Genomic DNA, 16,339 nt, shown 5'->3' with positions numbered 1-16,339 from the left:
CGCAACAAAATAGCGCGCAGTTGCCGGCGCGCCCCAAGAATCACTGATAGGAAACCAGCGTTGCACCATTTTCATGGCTGAAATCTGGCTTCACGCCAAGCATGGCGGCCGCGCGTCTGATGATGTTGCCGGCCATGACCCCCGCATTGTTGGCGGCAACGTCGGTCATCCCGGGCTTTTCAGGATGCGGGGCGTCGGCGATCGTGAACACCAGATATTGCGGATCGTCCATCGGGAAGGCGGCGACGAAAGTATTGAAATTCAAGTCCTTGGAGTAGCGGCCGTTGATGACTTTCTCAGCCGTTCCGGTCTTGCCGCCAACGCGATAGCCGGGAACCCGGGCGTTTCTGGCCGAACCCTTCTCGGCGTTGAGCGTATAGAGATAGCGCATGCCTTCGACCGTCTGGTCGCTGACCACTTTCTTGGCCACCGCCATTGCCTCCTGCTCGCTGCGCACCAGGAATGTCGGCTCGATCAGATAGCCCTGCATCAGCGCCGCGCAGCCGACGGCGGCCTGCAGCGGCGTCGTCGACACGCCGTGGCCGAAGGCGATGGTGAACGAGTTGACCTGTTTCCAGACCTTGGGTTCGGTCGGGCGGGCGACTTCCGGCAGTTCGGTCTGCATCCGGTCCAGAATGCCGAGGCGGTGCAGGAATTCGCGGTGCCCTTCGATGCCGACCAGCTCGGCCTCCCTGGCCGACCCGATGTTGGACGAAAAGAGAAACACTTCCGGCAGCGACAGCACGCGGTTCTTGCCGTGGAAATCGTGGATGGCCTGATGGCCGACCCGGATCGGATGCGAAGCGTCGAAGCGGCTCGTCATCGTCGCCTTGCCGGAATCGAGCGCCATGGCCGAGGTGAAGCTCTTGAAGGTTGAGCCCATCTCGTAAAGACCGGCCGACATGCGGTTCAGTCGGTCTTTCTCCTGCGCATTATACGGATTGTTCGGATCGAAATCCGGCACCGAGGCCATGGCCATCACTTCGCCGGTCTTGATGTTCAGCACGACGGCGCCGGCGCCGATGGCGCGATAGCGCTCAAGGCCTGCGGCGATCTCGTCGCGCACCACATGCTGGACGCGCAGATCGATCGAAAGCCTGACCGGCTTGAGATCCTTGGCCACCGCGAGCCCCGACGCCTGCAGGTCGCTCAGCCCCTGCTCGTCGATATACTTCTCCATGCCGGAGATGCCCTGGTTGTCGATGTTGGTGAGGCCGACGATATAGGACGAGGTCTCGCCGCTCGGATAGAAGCGGCGCTTTTCGGTGCGGAAGCCGAGGCCGGGAACGCCCAGCGCCAGGATGTCGGCCTGCTGCTTCGGCGTCAGCTGGCGCTGCAACCACACGAAGCCGGCGCCGCTCTTGAGCTTGCGATAGGTCTGCTCGTAGTCGATCTCCGGCAGCACGGTCGACAATCTCTCGATCGCTTCGTCGGCGTCGACGATGCGGCGCGGCTCGGCAAACAGCGACGCGGTCTTGATGTCGGTCGCCAGCACCTCGCCATTGCGATCGACGATATCCGGACGCGATGCAGTGACGCGGTTCTCCGGGCCGCCCGAAAGATCGGGATTCTGCAGCCCGAGATAGACGAGCCGGCCGGCAATGGTCGAATAGATGGTGAAGAACACCGCCATGGTCATGACGATGCGCGTCTTGGCCTTGCCGCCAGTCGCCTTGCGGGCGGCGTCGACGACGATCGAGCCGTCCTCAGCCTGCTTCTTCCGGCGCGTCAGCAGGCCGCCGATCCTTGGAAGGCCGATCATTGAACGGTGCTCCCGGTGACCACCGGATCCTTGCCGTCCGAGGGCTCCTTGCCCGAATTGTCGGCCATGCCGCCAAGCTGCTGCGAGGAGAGGTCTTCGATGGTCACGGGTTTCACGGGAATGTCGTCGAGGCCGCCGATCTGGTGCGCGTTGACCGGTTCGAGCCCGAGCTGGCTCTTATAGACGTCGGCAAGCTTCTGCAGTCGCGACGGCTGAGTGAGCAGGCTCCAATCCGCCTTGAGGAGATCGATGGTCTCTTCCTCGTAGTGGATCTGCGCCTGGATCTTCTGCACCGCCGCCTGTTGCTCTTCGGCTTCGCGCTTCGTTTTGTAGGTCAGCGCCGCGGCCGAGACCATGACGGCGATCAGGACTATGTCGCTGGTACGAAACACGTGCTCACCTCTCCCCCGGCCGCTCGACGGCGGGAAGCTTTGGAAGGCCGAAAATCGAAAAATCGCCGGCGCGCGCCGGCGCCTCGGTGCGGATCGCGGCGCGTAGCCTGGCCGAGCGCGCCCGCGGGTTGGCGTCTAGCTCGGCCTCTCCCGCCGTCACGCCGCCGCCGGCCTTGCGGAAGGTGGCAATGCGCACGGGTGCATCGGGCAAATGCCGCGAGCCGCTGGCCGCTTCGGAGCGGTCGGCGATGAAGCGCTTGACGATGCGGTCTTCCAGCGAATGGAACGTCACCACGGCAAGCCGTCCGTCGGGCTTCAGCGCCCGCTCGGCAGCCAGCAGCGCCCTTGCGAGCTCGCCAAGCTCGTCATTGACGAATATGCGCAGCGCCTGGAAGACACGCGTGGCCGGATGGATCTTGTCCTTCGGCCCGCGTCCGATATGGGTTTCGATGGCGTCGGCGAGATCGAGCGTGCGTTCGAAGGGCTTCTTCTCGCGACGGCTCTCGATCATGCGCGCGATGCGGCCGGCATGGCGCTCCTCGCCGAGAAAGCCGAAGATGCGGGCAAGATCGCCCCCCTTGAAGGTGTTGACGACGTCGGCGGCGGACAGACCCGCCTGCGCCATGCGCATGTCGAGTGGCCCGTCGGCGCGAAAGGAAAAGCCCCGCTCCGCCTGGTCGAGTTGCATCGAGGAAACGCCGATGTCGAGCACCACGCCGTCGGCGCCCTCGACATGCTCGTCCAGCGTTGAGAACGGCGCCTGGACAAGCCTCAGCCTGCCGCCGGACTGTCGTTCGAGCGCCCTGCCCGCCGCGATCGCGTCCGGGTCGCGGTCGATGGCGACGACGGAGGCGCCGCGCTCGAGGATGGCGCTGGTGTAGCCGCCGGCGCCGAATGTCCCGTCGACGATCGTCTCGCCGACCTTCGGCGCGAGCGCGTCGAGCACCTCGGCAAGGAGGACCGGAATGTGACGGGCCGGTCCGCCAACGGCGCGAGGGTCATCGCCGTGGCCAGCCATCATTCCGATCGCTCCCCGGGCTTCGTCCCCTGCCGAAGCTGCAAAAGCCTGGCCCGCGCCTGCGCCCCATAGGCGGCAAGCCGTCCGGGCTCCCAGACTTGAAAGAAATTGCCGCGGCCGACAAAGGCCACCTCGTTCGAGATGCCCGTATGCTCGCGGATGAAATCGGTCATGGTGATGCGGCCGTCCTGGTCGAGCTTCAGAAATGTCCCGTCGCCATGGCAAAAGAACGACATGTCGTCCGCCGTCTGCAGAAAGGGATCCTCCAGCGCGATCCGCTGCTCGTAGCGGTCGAGCAGGTCGAGCCCGCCAACATCCATGGCCGGCAGATCCAGGCAGCGTAGCGCGTAGAGTTCCGAATAGCCGCGTTTTTGCACCACGGCGCGAAAATGCGCCGGAACGGACACCCGCCCCTTCGCATCGATCTTGCTCACCGTGTTTGACAGAAACCGGTCCAATAAACGCTACAGCCGCTGTTGCCGCTGCACCCCTCATGTTGTTCTCCGCGCCCTGCCGCATTTGCGGCAAATCGCTTCATTCACCGGGGCGAAAACCGACAAACGCGCAGCCGCCGCGGCTGCCCGATTGGCGTACGCTTCACCCTGACGCGGAACGAAAGCTTGATCTGAATGGGATATCATGGGGCACTATGGGCGTCAACGGGAACAGGCATCACAAACAAACGCGCCACAACCAGAAAGCGCAAGCTGAAGACACGTCTCGTCTTTATCGTCCATTAAGCCTAACGAAGCGTTTAGAACCCTCTGGCCCAAAAAGACCCAGCTTGCCGCGTACAGCCGGCGCGCATAGCGTCGGTTGAAGTTTTCTGCCCAAGGGATCGAGCCGATGTCCGACACTGCGAAGTCACGCGCCGCGACACTTGCCCATTTGCGCAGCGCCGATTTCGCCAAGGGTGATCCCATTCCCTTGCCGCTGACCATGGCCTCGATCTTCCACGCACCGGGCGACGCGACGGGTTTCGATCAATATGGCCGCTTCAGCAACCCGACCTGGCATGCGGTCGAGCAAGCGCTCGGCCACCTGGAAGAGGCGCAATGCATTATTTTTCCGTCGGGAATGGCCGCGATTTCCGCGGCTTTGTTCGCGCTCGTCAAATCGGGCGACCGCATCCTCTTGCCGTCGGACGGCTATCACACGACACGGGCCTTGGCTGAGCGTTTTCTGAAACCGCTCGGCGTCGCTTATGACGTGAGGCCGACGGAAAGCATGCTCGATGGCGGCTTCGCCGGCTACCGGGCGGTTTTCGTTGAAAGTCCGTCGAACCCGCGACTGGACATTTGCGACATCGCCGCCGTCGCCAAGGCCGTCGATGCGCAAGGCGGAACCCTGATCGTCGACAACACGACGATGACGCCCTTCGGCCAGCGCCCGCTCGATCTTGGCGCCGACATCGTGGTCTCGGCCGACACCAAGGCGATCAATGGCCATTCGGACGTTCTCTTTGGCCATGTCGCCAGCCGCGATCCCGACATTGTCGCCAGGGTGAAGGATTGGCGCGAGACGGCCGGCGGCATCCCCGGTCCGTTCGAAGCATGGCTGGTGCATCGCGGCCTCGAAACGCTGGAAGTACGCTTCGATCGCATGTGTTCGTCGGCTGAAACCATCGCGCAGCGGCTGAAGGGTCATCGCGCCGTCAGCGGCCTGCGCTTTCCCGGGCTCGAGGGCGATGCCTCGCACAATCTGGCGCGTGCTCAGATGGAGCGCTTCGGCTTCCTGATTTCGTTCGAGCTGGCCTCCGAAGAACAGGCAGAGGCGTTCATCGACGGCTGCGCGCTGATCGAATCGGCAACCTCCTTCGGCGGCGTGCACACATCGGCCGAGCGGCGTTCGAAACGCGGCGACGCCGTTCCGCCGGGCTTCGTTCGTCTCGCGATCGGTTGCGAACCTGTCGAGGAACTCTGGAAGGCAATCGAGGCGTCGCTGGACAAGCTCGGCGCCTAGTCCCGCTATATCAGGTCGTCAGCCTCGATTTTGCGTCGGCCATGCAGGACGCGAAGGATTTCGATCGCGTCGTTGCCAATCCGATAAAACGTAAGATACTCCCCGACAACGAGGTGGCGGATGCCCGGCAAGATATCATCGCGCGGCGCGCCTGATTGGGGATGAAGGGTCAGCAAATCCCATCGCCTCTGAAGAGCTTCCACAAAACGGACTGCGGCGTTTGGGTTGCGGGCAGCGATGTAGTCGCCGATAGTTTCGAGGTCCACCAATGCCTGTGGAAGCAGGCAGTACTTCACTCGTCAGCGCCTTTGGCTTCCGCCATCTTCGCATATTTGGCGCGCAATCGCTCCATTAAGGGGGGGCCGTCCAGCGCAGGTCCGCTGTCGATGCCTTCCTGCACCAGTTCCCGCAATTCCTCGACGGTATAGCCCAGCAGGTCGCGCCGCTCCTTCCATTGCCTGAGTGCATCGCGGATGACTTCACTGGCCGAGGCGTATTCGCCAGCAGCGACGACATTGTCGACCGCAGCCGCCAGTTCCGGCGAAAGCGTGATACTGCGTTTGTCGACCTGGCCCATGATGCGCTCCTGCTCTTCCCCAAGGTACGATTTAATCGCACCAGCTTCAAGGACAGGTTCGACCACGCCGCGGAAGCTGTCTTGCGGAATGCTTGAATCGGAAGATACGCCTGTCGGCGTAACCTCCTGATCCCGTTCGGCTATCGCTACGAGAAAATGCCAGCTGGCCTGTAAGCCGGGTTCTGTATGGCCCTCGCCTCGCGGCGAGAACGTGGCGGCCATTCATCTTGGGCGCATGTTGCCACGCGCCTCACGCAACCTACCCGGACGGTGGGCCGGAAACAGCCCTCGAAGGTTTCCCCTCGCACCGCCCCTATTCGGTTTTGCTCCCGGTGGGGTTTGCCTTGCCGCTTCTGTTGCCAGTCGCGCGGTGGGCTCTTACCCCACCCTTTCACCCTTGCCGTGGCCGAAGCCGCGGCGGTTTGCTTTCTGTGGCACTTTCCCTGGGGTCGCCCCCGCCGGCCGTTAGCCGGCACCGTGTCTCCATGGAGCCCGGACTTTCCTCACCCGCAACCTTTCGGCACGCGCGGGCGCGGCCGCCCGGCCAGCTGACAAGGGCGTATAAAGGGATTCCCGCCTGAAAACGCAAACGAAAAAGCTGTTGCCGTCGCTCAGATGCGCAGCGGTTTGGGACAACGACGCGCTTGAAACAGACACGCGTCGCCCAAATCCACTTCGGCGGACGAGCTTAGGCCGGCGAACCCAGCGCTGCCATCTGCACCTTCACCTTGCTGCAATAGGCGGCCGAAATCGGATTCATCCGCGTCGCGCCGTGGCCGGCATTGTATTTCAGGATCGTGCCGCAGGTGGTGCCACCGCCGAGACCCTGCGCCATCGCGAGGTACTTCATGCCGTATTTGATATTGGTGTCGGGATCGAACAGCCCCTTGGCCGAACCGGTGTAACCCATCATGCGCGCCGTGGCCGGCTTGATCTGCATCAGGCCGATCTCCCCGGCGCTGCCGACCAGATTCGGCCGGTAGTTGCTTTCGATCTTGATGACGGCGCTGGCCAGGGACACCGGCACGCCGTAGCTCGCGGCATAGCGGGCAATGATCGACGAATACTGGCCGCCGCCGGGTGCGGCGGGTGTCGCCAGAGCGATTTTGCCCGCGGGGATCGAGGCTGTCGTGGTGAGATCGATCGTCTTTCTGCCGCGCTTGGCGCGCTTGGCCGTCGATTTCGCCGCCCTGGTCGCGGCGGCCTTCTGCAGCTTAGCCGGGGCTCTCTTGATCTTTGGCGCTTTGTTCGCCGGTGCAGCCTTGGTCGTAGGGGCGACGGCAAGGCCGTTGTCTGCCCTAAGGCTTAAGGGGGCGCTGTTTGCCGGACTGAAGGCAAAGCTTATTACTCCGGCAGCAACGGCTGCCGCTACAACGGTCAATTTCTGCATGTAATCCTGTTCTGTTAGAACCGCGCGAAGAACTTCGCGCAGTTGTGTCAATTCAACATCGGAGCGTCAGGGGGGCTAGACGTCCAACAACTTGCGGAGAGGCATTTGGCGGCGGAATTGGCGACAATGAAGGCGGCGCAATTCACTTTAAATAACAGGTTGTAATTTAATGATCTTATCGCGACTATTTGGCAGAGGCTGCCGCGACGGAAGTCAGGAGCCTCTGCAGCGTGCGGATCGTCGAATTGTCGGCCACGCCATCCACCAGTCGCCGCCGGAAATGCCGCTGGAACGCCGCCACTGCGACTTCCGTCTGCCGATCGTAAATACCCGTTATCTCAATACCATAGCCATAGAGCGCCAGCATCGACTGCAGCGCCTCGACATCGGAGCCGGTGTCGCCGGCCTTCAACGCGGCGCCCGGTTTTATCGGCGCCGCCGGTATGAGGTGGCCGATACCGGCCGCGAACAGAACCTTCCACGGAAATTTTTCGCCCGGGTCGACCTTGCGGCCCGGCGCCACGTCCGAATGGGCAAGCACCCTCGTCGCTGGGATGGAATAACGGCCCACGATGCCCGCGCACAAATCGATCACGGCATCGATCTGCCGCCTCGGGAAGGCTTTGTAGCCCAGTGAATGCCCGGGATTGACGATCTCGATACCGACCGAACAGGAATTGATGTCGGTGCGCCCGAGCCAGGAGCTCTTGCCGGCATGCCAGGCGCGATCGCTCTCGCGCACCATCTGGATGATGCGGCCATCTTCGTGGACAAGATAATGCGAGGACACTTCACTTGCTGGATCGCACAGCCACGCCTCGGCGCCGGCGCCGGTTGCCATGCCGGTATAGTGCAGCACGATCATGTCGGGCCGCAGCGTCTCGCGGCGCGGACCGAAATTCGGCGACACCCGGACCTCGGCACCTGGCTGGTCGGGCAGGAAACCGCTCATGCGTGCCTGAGGCCCCGCTCGATCATTTCATAGGCGGCATTGATCGCCGCGACCCTGGTCGTGGCGATCTTGATGAATTCTTGCGGCAAGCCGCGTGCGATCAACCTGTCGGGATGATTGTCCGAGATCAGCTTGCGGTAGCGCTTCCTGATTTCCTCGAACGGCTTGCCGCGCTCGATGCCCAGCACGACGTAAGGATCGGCGGCGCCGAGATTGACGTGCCTGGACAGGATCGTCTCGTAATGCGCCTCATCGATCCGGAAGATCTCCGCGATCCGATGCAGGAACTGCCCTTCCCGCTCATGGATCAGGCCGTCAGCCTTGGCGATATGGAATAGGCCGTCGAGTATGTCTTCCAGCATCATGCAGTTGGCATGGCCGGAACCGCAGAGTTGCGCCATGCGCCGGGCGTAGGTCTCGAACCCGGCGACGTCCTGCTTGGCGATGTCGTAAAGCCGCGCCACGTTGCGCGTCTCGCTCGGCGGCACCTCGAAGATGTCCTGGAAGGCGCGCACCTCGTCCTGGGTGACGATGCCGTCGGCCTTGGCCATCTTGGCCGAGAGCGCGATCATCGCCACCGAGAACGCAACGCGCCGGCGCAAGTCCGGATCGCCGGAAAACACGGTGCGCACAGCTTCAACGACATCCGCGACGCCCGAGGACGCCGATGACGAAACACGAGCGATGAAGTCACCAAGGCGGTCCCAAATCGACATGTCGGCTTCATAGTGCGAACCGGGCGGTTCTATCAAGCCGGGACGATGCCGCAGTTGACTGGCGACGCGCGGGATCGACAGCGCAATAAAGAAGGCCGGCAGTGCCGGCCTTCTTCGGTATTGTGGGACGGCCCTTACTGCGCAGGCGCGGTAGGAGCCGGTTTTGTTGCCGGAGCCGGTTCAGCAGGCTTCGAAGCGTCGGGCGACGCCGGTTTCATCGGCTGTTCGTTGGCCGGCGGATTGGTGCTCTGGGTGGTGGTATTGTCAGTGCCGGTACCACTGTCGCTACAAGCCGCGACCCCCAGCAGGGCGAGCGCCGAAACAGACGCCAGAATGAGCTTCTTCATGCTATCTCTCCTTCAACAGACGCTCACGTTTCGGTGAGCGGTCGCAGGGGAAATGCATCAGCCATCTGCTGGTTTCGTAACGTTGCATTTCCACGTGTAACATCAACTTGCGATTGCTGGCGCCGAAATCCCGAACTAACACAACATACGCCCAAAGAGATTATGGATAAGCAGAATGCCGGCAGCCGTGGGAACTGGGAAATGGGACTTCTGGATCGACCGCGGCGGCACCTTTACCGACGTCATCGGCCGTGATCCGCGGGGCCGGCTGCACCCCCGAAAACTCCTGTCCGAAAATCCCGAGGCGTATGCGGATGCCGCCATCCAGGGCATCCGCGACCTGTTGGGTTTGAAAGCCGGCGCCGCCATCTCCGCCGACGCGATCGGTGACGTCAAGATGGGCACGACTGTTGCCACCAATGCGCTGCTCGAGCGCAAGGGCGACCGTGTGCTGCTGCTCATCACCAAGGGGTTCCGCGACGCTTTGCGCATCGCCTATCAGGCAAGGCCGGATATCTTTGCCAAGGAGATCGTCCTGCCGGAGCAGCTCTACGAGCGGGTGATCGAGATCAATGAACGCGTGCGCGCCGACGGCTGCGTCGAGCGCCTGCTCGACATCGCGGCCTGCCGCCCAGCGATCGAGCAGGCGAAGGCCGACGGCATCGACGCGGTTGCCATCGTCTTCATGCACGCCTGGAAATACCCGGACCACGAAAAGGCCGTGGCGAAAGTCTGCCGCAAGATCGGCTTCAGCCAGATCTCGGTCTCTCACGAGGTCTCTCCGCTCATCAAGCTGGTCGGCCGCGGCGACACCACGGTGGTCGACGCCTATCTGTCGCCGATCCTGTCGCGCTATGTGCAGCGGGTGGCCGGCGAACTGGGCGCCGGACCGCGCCTGATGTTCATGATGTCGTCGGGCGGCCTCACCGCCGCCGATATGTTCCAGGGCAAGGACGCGCTGCTTTCGGGACCGGCGGGTGGCGTCGTCGGCATGGTCGAGACGGCGAAGCTCGCCGGCTTCGAAAAGGTCATCGGCTTCGATATGGGCGGCACCTCGACCGACGTCGCCCACTATGACGGCGAATATGAGCGCGCTTTCGACACCGAGGTCGCCGGCGTTCGCATCCGCGCGCCGATGATGCGCATCCACACCGTCGCCGCCGGCGGCGGCTCGATCCTGCACTATGAGGCGGGCCGCTTCCGCGTCGGCCCGGATTCTGCCGGCGCCAATCCCGGGCCTGCCGCCTACCGGCGCGGCGGCCCGCTCGCCGTCACCGATGCCAATGTCATGCTCGGCAAATTGCAGCCCGATTTCTTTCCGGCGATTTTCGGCGCGGGCCAAGACCAAGCGCTCGACATCGGCACGGTTGGCGAAAAATTCGCGGCGCTTGCCGCCGAAATCGGCGACGGCCGGACGCCCGAGGCGGTCGCCGAAGGCTTTGTCACCATCGCCGTCGAGAACATGGCCAACGCCATCAAGAAGATCTCGGTGCAGCGCGGCTATGACGTCACCGAATATCTTTTGAACTGTTTTGGCGGCGCCGGCGGCCAGCACGCCTGCCTGGTCGCCGATGCGCTCGGCATGGAGGCGGTGCTCATCCATCCCTTCTCCGGCCTTCTCTCGGCTTACGGCATCGGCCTCTCGTCGGTCTTCGCCTCGCGCCAACAGGGTCTGCTGCAGCCGCTTGCCGAAGAATCCCGCGCGGCGATCGAGGCGCTCATCGCGGCGCTGCGCGGCGACGTCATTGCCGAGCTCGGCGAGCAAGGCATTGCCGGGGACGCGGTTTCAACGAGGCCTGTCCTGCATATCCGCTATGACGGCACCGATACGGCGCTGCCGGTGAATTTCGAGCATGGCTCGATCTTCCGCGCCAGAAGCGATTTCGAGGCCGCGCACAAGGCGCAGTTCGGTTTCGTCTATGACGATAAGCCGATCGTCGTCGAGACCGTCGCCGTCGAAGGCATGGAAGTCGCCCGACAGGACAAGGCTGAAGCCCCGGCGCTCGCCGGACCGGCAGGAATTGACGCCAAACCTTTGGAAAGCCGGCGCATCTACACCGAAGGCCGCTGGCACGAGGCGGGCGTCCATCGCCGCGAAGGCCTGCGGCCGTCCCACACTGTCGCCGGGCCCGCGCTTATCATCGAGCCGAACCAGACCATCGTTGTCGAGCCGGGCTGGCGCGCCGAAATCACCAGTCTCAATCACGTCGTGATACGCCGGACAGAAAGAAAGGCGCGTGCCGCGGCGCTCGGCACCGAAGCCGATCCAGTGATGCTGGAGGTCTTCAACAACCTCTTCATGTCGATCGCCGAACAGATGGGCGTGACGCTGCAGAACACCGCCTATTCGGTCAACATCAAGGAACGGCTCGACTTCTCCTGCGCCGTGTTCGACCGTCATGGCGCGCTGGTCGCCAACGCGCCGCATATGCCGGTGCATCTGGGTTCAATGGACCGTTCGGTGGAGACAATCATCCGCTTGAACTCCGGCGATATCCATCCCGGCGACGTCTTCGCGCTCAACGCGCCCTATAATGGCGGCACGCATTTGCCCGACATCACCGTGGTGACGCCGGTGTTTGACGACGCCCGCAAGGAAATCCTGTTCTGGGCGGCCTCGCGCGGCCATCACGCCGATGTCGGTGGCACCGCGCCGGGCTCGATGACGCCGCTTGCGACAACGGTCGACGAAGAAGGCGTGCTGTTCGACAATTTCCGCATCGTCGATCGCGGCCGCTTCCGCGAGAAGGAGCTGGAGACGCTGCTGACCGACCATGCTTATCCGGCGCGCAATCCCGTCCAGAACATCGCCGACTTGAAGGCGCAGATCGCCGCTAACGAAAAGGGCGTGGCGGAGCTGCGCAAGATGGTCGCGCATTTCGGGCTCGATGTGGTCGAGGCCTATATGGGCCACGTACAGGACAATGCCGCCGAGAGCGTGCGCCGCGTGATCGAGCGGCTTCCCGACAGCGCGGCGTACGAATATCCCACCGACACCGGCCAGGTGATCAAGGTGAAGATCACCGTCGACCGGCAAAGGCGCGAGGCGACCGTCGATTTCACCGGCACGTCGCCTGTCATGAAGAACAACTTCAACGCGCCGGAGCCCGTCGCCCGCGCCGCGGTGCTCTATGCGTTCCGCGTCATGGTCGAGGACATGATCCCGATGAATGCCGGCTGCCTCAGGCCGATCAACATCGTTATTCCGGATGGTTGCATGCTCAAGCCGTCCTATCCGGCGGCCGTCGTCGCCGGCAATGTCGAAACCTCGCAGCATGTCACCAACGCGCTGTTCGGCGCGATGGGCGCGATGGCCAACGCCCAAGGCACGATGAACAACCTCACCTTCGGCAATAGGAAACATCAGTATTACGAGACGATCTGCTCCGGCTCGCCGGCCGGCCGGATGAATTCGGGCCGGGGCTTTGCCGGCACGTCCGGCGTCCATACCCATATGACCAATTCGCGCCTCACAGATCCGGAGGTGCTGGAACTGCGCTTCCCCGTCGTGCTGGAAGACTTCCATATCCGCAAGGATTCCGGCGGCAAGGGCAAGTGGAACGCCGGCGACGGCACCAGGCGCACCATCCGCTTCCTCGAAAAGATGGAATGCGCGATCCTGTCCTCGCACCGCAACCGCCCGCCCCAGGGCCTCGACGGCGGCGGTGACGGCGAGGCGGGCTCGACCAAGGTCAGGCGCAATGACGGCTCGGTCGACGTCCTGAAGGCCTGCGACCAGACCACGCTCGATGCCGGCGAGGCCGTCATCGTCACCACGCCGACACCCGGAGCGTTCGGAAAAGCGTAAGAAACAGCGTCAACAGGCTGTCACCTGCCTGTCATGCCGCTGCGCTACCCGCTTGCGCCAAAGCAAACGGGGAATCACCTTTCCATGTCGGACGTATCCGGAGAACTCGTTTATCGTCGAGGCAAGGAAGTCGGAAAGGCCGTCTACCAGAACCGGGCATTGTCGAAGGACGGCATTTCCGAGCGGCTCTTCGCCTTCCTGTTCTCCGGCCTCGTCTATCCGCAGATCTGGGAAGATCCCGATGTCGACATGGAGGCCATGCAACTTGGCGCCGGCCACCGGGTCGTCACGATCGCCTCGGGCGGCTGCAACATCCTGGCTTACCTGACCCGCACGCCGGCCCGGATCGACGCCGTCGATCTCAATGCCGCGCATGTCGCGCTGAACCGCATGAAGCTGGAAGCGGTGCGCCACCTGCCGTCGCAGGGCGACCTGTTCCGTTTCTTCGGCGCCGCCGGCACCAGCCATAATTCCGATGCCTATGATCGCTTCATCGCGCCGCATCTCGATCCGGTCAGCCGCCATTACTGGGAACGCCGCAACTGGCGCGGCCGGCGCCGCATCTCGGTTTTCGACCGTAACTTCTACCAGACTGGCCTGCTTGGCCTCTTCATCGCCATGGGCCATCGCGTCGCAAAACTGTTCGGCGTCGATCCCGCCGGCATCATGAAGGCCGGGAACATCGGCGAGCAGCGCCGCTTCTTCAATGAGGAACTGGCACCGGTCTTCGACAAGAAGCTGCTGCGCTGGGCGACCTCGCGCAAGGCTTCGCTGTTCGGCCTCGGCATCCCGCCGGCACAGTATGACTCGCTCATCACATCCGGCGACGGCTCGATGGCGAGCGTGCTCAAGGCGCGCCTTGAAAAGCTCGCCTGCGATTTCCCGCTCAAGAACAACTATTTCGCCTGGCAGGCCTTTGCCCGCCGCTATCCGCAGCCCGGCGAGGCCGCGCTGCCTGCTTATCTGGAAGAGCGCAATTATAAGACGATCCGCGACAACATCGATCGCGTCGCCATCCACCACGCCAATTTGATCAAGTTCCTGGCCGCCAAGGATGCCGGCACCGTCGACCGCTTCGTGCTGCTCGATGCGCAGGACTGGATGACCGACGACCTGCTCAACGCGCTGTGGATCGAGATCACTCGCACGGCCTCGGCCGGCGCCCGCGTCATCTTCCGCACCGCGGCCGAACCGAGCCTCCTGCCCGGCCGTGTCTCCAGTTCGTTGCTCGACCAGTGGACCTACGAGGCCGACGCCTCGCGCGAATTCTCGGCAAGGGACCGCTCGGCGATCTATGGCGGCTTCCATCTCTATGTGAAGCGTCCCGCATGAACACGACGGAGCTGCCGGCCAGCCATGCCGAACTGATGGACAGCGTCTACCGCTGGCAGCGCCATATCTATGATCTGACCCGCAAATACTACCTGCTCGGCCGCGACCGGCTGATCGACGGGCTGGACGTGCCGCAAGGCGGCACCGTGCTGGAGCTTGGCTGCGGCACCGGCCGCAACATTGCGCTTGCCGCCCGCCGCTATCCGGATGCGCGCTTCTTCGGTTTGGACATCTCGGCCGAGATGCTGGAGACGGCTAGCGCGGCTATTGCTCGCGAAGGCCTGTCCGACAAAGTCAGGCTGTCGCGCGGCGACGCAACCGACTTCGATGCCATGGCGCTCTTCGGCATCGCGCAGTTCGACCGCGTCTTCGTGTCCTATTCGCTGTCGATGATCCCCGGCTGGGAAAAGACGGTTTCGGCAGCCCTTGCGGCGCTCGCGCCCGGCGGTTCGCTGCATGTCGTCGATTTCGGCCAACAGGAAGGCCTGCCGCACTGGTTCCGCCCCCTGCTGCGCGGCTGGCTGCGGAAATTCCATGTCGCGCCGCGCGCCTCGCTGCGCGACGTACTTGAATCGGAATCGCAGCGCACTGGCGCAACCTTCCGCTTCAGAACGCTTTATCGCGGCTACGCCTGGCTGGCCGTGATCGGATCCCGCAAATAAAAGAACGCGATCAGTGCAGGGCCTTCACCAGCGCGCTGACCATCGCTTGTGGCCGATAGCCAAACTTGCCTGGCGTCAGACCTAGCCTCACCACCACCAACTGCTCGGACGGAATGATCGCCACCGTCTGGCCGTCATGGCCCTCCATCCAATAGGTGTCCTTGGGCAGGCCTGCAGCGACGCCCGCGCCGGGATTTTCCTCATCGCCCGGCCCCTCGATCCAGACTTGGCCTTTGCCATACACCTTTGAGGCCGGTGCGGCCTCGCGCATCCAGTCGACGAAACCGGCGGGCAGGATCTGGTTTCCGTTCCAGACGCCGCCCTGCAGCAGGAACTGGCCGAAGCGCGCCCAATCATGGGCCGTGGCATAGAGATAGGACGAGCCGACGAAGGTACCTTGCTCGTCGGTCTCGAGCACCGCGCTATGCATGCCGAGCGGCTCGAACAGCGCCGTGCGCGGCCATGCCAGCGCCTTCGCCTTGTCGCCGATCGCGTCCTGCCACAGCCGCGACAGCATCACCGCCGTGCCGCTCGAGTAGGAAAACACTTTTCCCACCTCGCCGGCCAGAGGTTGGGCCTCGGCGAAGCGAGCCATGTCCGGTTCGAGATAAAGCATGCGCGTCACGTCGGCGACGTCGCCGTAATCCTCGTTGAACGCCAGCCCGCTCGACATCGCCATCATGTCGGCAAGGCTGATGGCGGCGCGGCCGTCGGTCTTCCACGGTGCGAAGAGCCCCTTGTTATCGAGCGCCAGCTTGCCGTCCTTGACCAGCGTGCCGACGATCGCGGCATTCACCGTCTTGGTCATCGACCAGCCAAGCAGCGGCGTCTTGGCCGAAAAGCCCTCGCCATAACGCTCCGCGATGATCCGGCCGTTCTTCACCACCACGATGGCGCGCATGCCGGTGCCGGCCATCGCGGCATCGTCGACGATCTTCGCGACCTCGGGGTGCTGCGAAGCATCGACCCGCTCGCCATCGGGCCAGAGCGCGTCGGGTTGCGCCGCGGCCGGCGGCGCGGCGCGCAGCGACGTCTGCCTTGCCTTGCCGGTGTCGCCGTCGGCAACCGACGCACAACCGACGCCGTCGCGCTCGACCGCGACACTCTTGCCAAAAACCCAAAGCAGGCCGGCCGAAACCAGTCCCCTTTCCTTGTCGACGGAGACCTTCATCAGCTTCAGCAACGGATGGCCCGGCGCCTGCACGTCGACGGCTAGGACCTCTTTGGCGTCGCGGCCGGCGATGAAGACGTTCGAGCAGACGATCTTGGCCGAGTAGCCGGAGCCGACGCGGATGAGTTCTGGCGGCGCGAAATAGAGCCAGGCGAAGAGCGCCGCCACCGCCAGGATCACAAGCCCAAGCAGCCATTTGATGAACTTCACGACGGCCCGCATCTTTCCCCGCCTTTTGGATTCGCCGGCT

At 63.6% G+C, this 16,339-nt stretch carries 15 protein-coding genes and 1 other RNA gene; 4 read left to right on the top strand and 12 right to left on the bottom strand.

Annotated features, from left to right (window positions below; translation table 11 throughout):
- Positions 1–40 precede the first annotated feature (40 nt).
- From FJ423_RS04870 to mraZ, 4 genes are read right to left on the bottom strand one after another with little or no spacing between them, the layout of a single operon-like run.
- A complete protein-coding gene (locus FJ423_RS04870; protein ID WP_140839697.1) occupies positions 41–1,762 on the bottom strand; it encodes a penicillin-binding protein 2 in 1,722 nt (573 codons plus the stop codon).
- Positions 1,759–2,154: a hypothetical protein gene (locus FJ423_RS04865; RefSeq protein ID WP_095768987.1), complete on the bottom strand. Its 396-nt coding sequence runs from the start codon at positions 2,152–2,154 to the stop codon at positions 1,759–1,761. The genes FJ423_RS04870 and FJ423_RS04865 overlap by 4 nt, the downstream gene beginning before the upstream one ends.
- Positions 2,155–2,158: 4 nt before the next feature.
- A complete protein-coding gene (gene rsmH / locus FJ423_RS04860) occupies positions 2,159–3,175 on the bottom strand; it encodes a 16S rRNA (cytosine(1402)-N(4))-methyltransferase RsmH (protein WP_140839695.1) in 1,017 nt (338 codons plus the stop codon).
- Complete coding sequence (gene mraZ / locus FJ423_RS04855) at positions 3,172–3,630, bottom strand: division/cell wall cluster transcriptional repressor MraZ (protein ID WP_140839693.1); 459 nt, start codon at positions 3,628–3,630, stop codon at positions 3,172–3,174. The genes rsmH and mraZ overlap by 4 nt, the downstream gene beginning before the upstream one ends.
- Positions 3,631–4,018: 388 nt before the next feature.
- On the opposite strand from mraZ, the gene FJ423_RS04850 reads away from it, so the two are divergent.
- Positions 4,019–5,134 carry a cystathionine gamma-lyase gene (locus tag FJ423_RS04850; protein ID WP_140839691.1) on the top strand — a complete coding sequence of 372 codons (1,116 nt, stop codon included), beginning with the start codon at positions 4,019–4,021 and terminating at the stop codon, positions 5,132–5,134.
- Positions 5,135–5,139: 5 nt separating this feature from the next.
- On the opposite strand, the gene FJ423_RS04845 is transcribed toward FJ423_RS04850, so the two are convergent.
- The 7 genes from FJ423_RS04845 to FJ423_RS04815 form a co-directional block, all read right to left on the bottom strand.
- Positions 5,140–5,430: a type II toxin-antitoxin system RelE/ParE family toxin gene (locus FJ423_RS04845; RefSeq protein ID WP_140839689.1), complete on the bottom strand. Its 291-nt coding sequence runs from the start codon at positions 5,428–5,430 to the stop codon at positions 5,140–5,142.
- Positions 5,427–5,711 (bottom strand): type II toxin-antitoxin system ParD family antitoxin, encoded by a 285-nt coding sequence (locus FJ423_RS04840; protein ID WP_140839687.1) that lies wholly within the window; start codon positions 5,709–5,711, stop codon positions 5,427–5,429. The genes FJ423_RS04845 and FJ423_RS04840 overlap by 4 nt, the downstream gene beginning before the upstream one ends.
- A gap of 155 nt (positions 5,712–5,866) precedes the next feature.
- Positions 5,867–6,263, bottom strand: an RNA gene (gene rnpB, locus FJ423_RS04835) — RNase P RNA component class A.
- Between the two features lie 136 nt (positions 6,264–6,399).
- Entirely contained in the window at positions 6,400–7,101 is a 702-nt protein-coding gene (locus FJ423_RS04830) for a transglycosylase SLT domain-containing protein (RefSeq protein ID WP_140839685.1), read from the bottom strand.
- A 184-nt stretch (positions 7,102–7,285) separates the two neighbouring features.
- Positions 7,286–8,053: an N-acetylmuramoyl-L-alanine amidase gene (locus tag FJ423_RS04825; RefSeq protein WP_140839683.1), complete on the bottom strand. Its 768-nt coding sequence runs from the start codon at positions 8,051–8,053 to the stop codon at positions 7,286–7,288.
- Complete coding sequence (locus tag FJ423_RS04820) at positions 8,050–8,769, bottom strand: DnaJ family molecular chaperone (protein WP_140839681.1); 720 nt, start codon at positions 8,767–8,769, stop codon at positions 8,050–8,052. Before FJ423_RS04820 ends, FJ423_RS04825 begins: the two co-directional genes overlap by 4 nt.
- A gap of 134 nt (positions 8,770–8,903) precedes the next feature.
- The gene (locus FJ423_RS04815) at positions 8,904–9,116 is read right to left on the bottom strand and encodes a hypothetical protein (protein ID WP_095768981.1); all 213 of its coding nucleotides are present in this window, start codon (positions 9,114–9,116) and stop codon (positions 8,904–8,906) included.
- A 175-nt stretch (positions 9,117–9,291) separates the two neighbouring features.
- Between FJ423_RS04815 and FJ423_RS04810 the strand changes: the two genes are divergently transcribed.
- From FJ423_RS04810 to FJ423_RS04800, 3 genes are read left to right on the top strand one after another with little or no spacing between them, the layout of a single operon-like run.
- Entirely contained in the window at positions 9,292–12,924 is a 3,633-nt protein-coding gene (locus FJ423_RS04810) for a hydantoinase B/oxoprolinase family protein (RefSeq protein WP_140839679.1), read from the top strand.
- Between the two features lie 33 nt (positions 12,925–12,957).
- Complete coding sequence (locus tag FJ423_RS04805) at positions 12,958–14,256, top strand: DUF3419 family protein (RefSeq protein ID WP_140839677.1); 1,299 nt, start codon at positions 12,958–12,960, stop codon at positions 14,254–14,256.
- On the top strand, positions 14,253–14,918 hold the full coding sequence (locus FJ423_RS04800; protein WP_140839675.1) for a class I SAM-dependent methyltransferase: 666 nt from the start codon (positions 14,253–14,255) through the stop codon (positions 14,916–14,918). The genes FJ423_RS04805 and FJ423_RS04800 overlap by 4 nt, the downstream gene beginning before the upstream one ends.
- A gap of 10 nt (positions 14,919–14,928) precedes the next feature.
- On the opposite strand, the gene FJ423_RS04795 is transcribed toward FJ423_RS04800, so the two are convergent.
- The gene (locus FJ423_RS04795) at positions 14,929–16,311 is read right to left on the bottom strand and encodes a serine hydrolase (protein ID WP_140839673.1); all 1,383 of its coding nucleotides are present in this window, start codon (positions 16,309–16,311) and stop codon (positions 14,929–14,931) included.
- Positions 16,312–16,339: the final 28 nt, after the last annotated feature.

The sequence above is a fragment of the Mesorhizobium sp. B2-8-9 genome, assembly GCF_006439475.1.
GTDB lineage: Bacteria > Pseudomonadota > Alphaproteobacteria > Rhizobiales > Rhizobiaceae > Mesorhizobium.
This window is presented reverse-complemented; position numbering and strand designations above follow the sequence as displayed.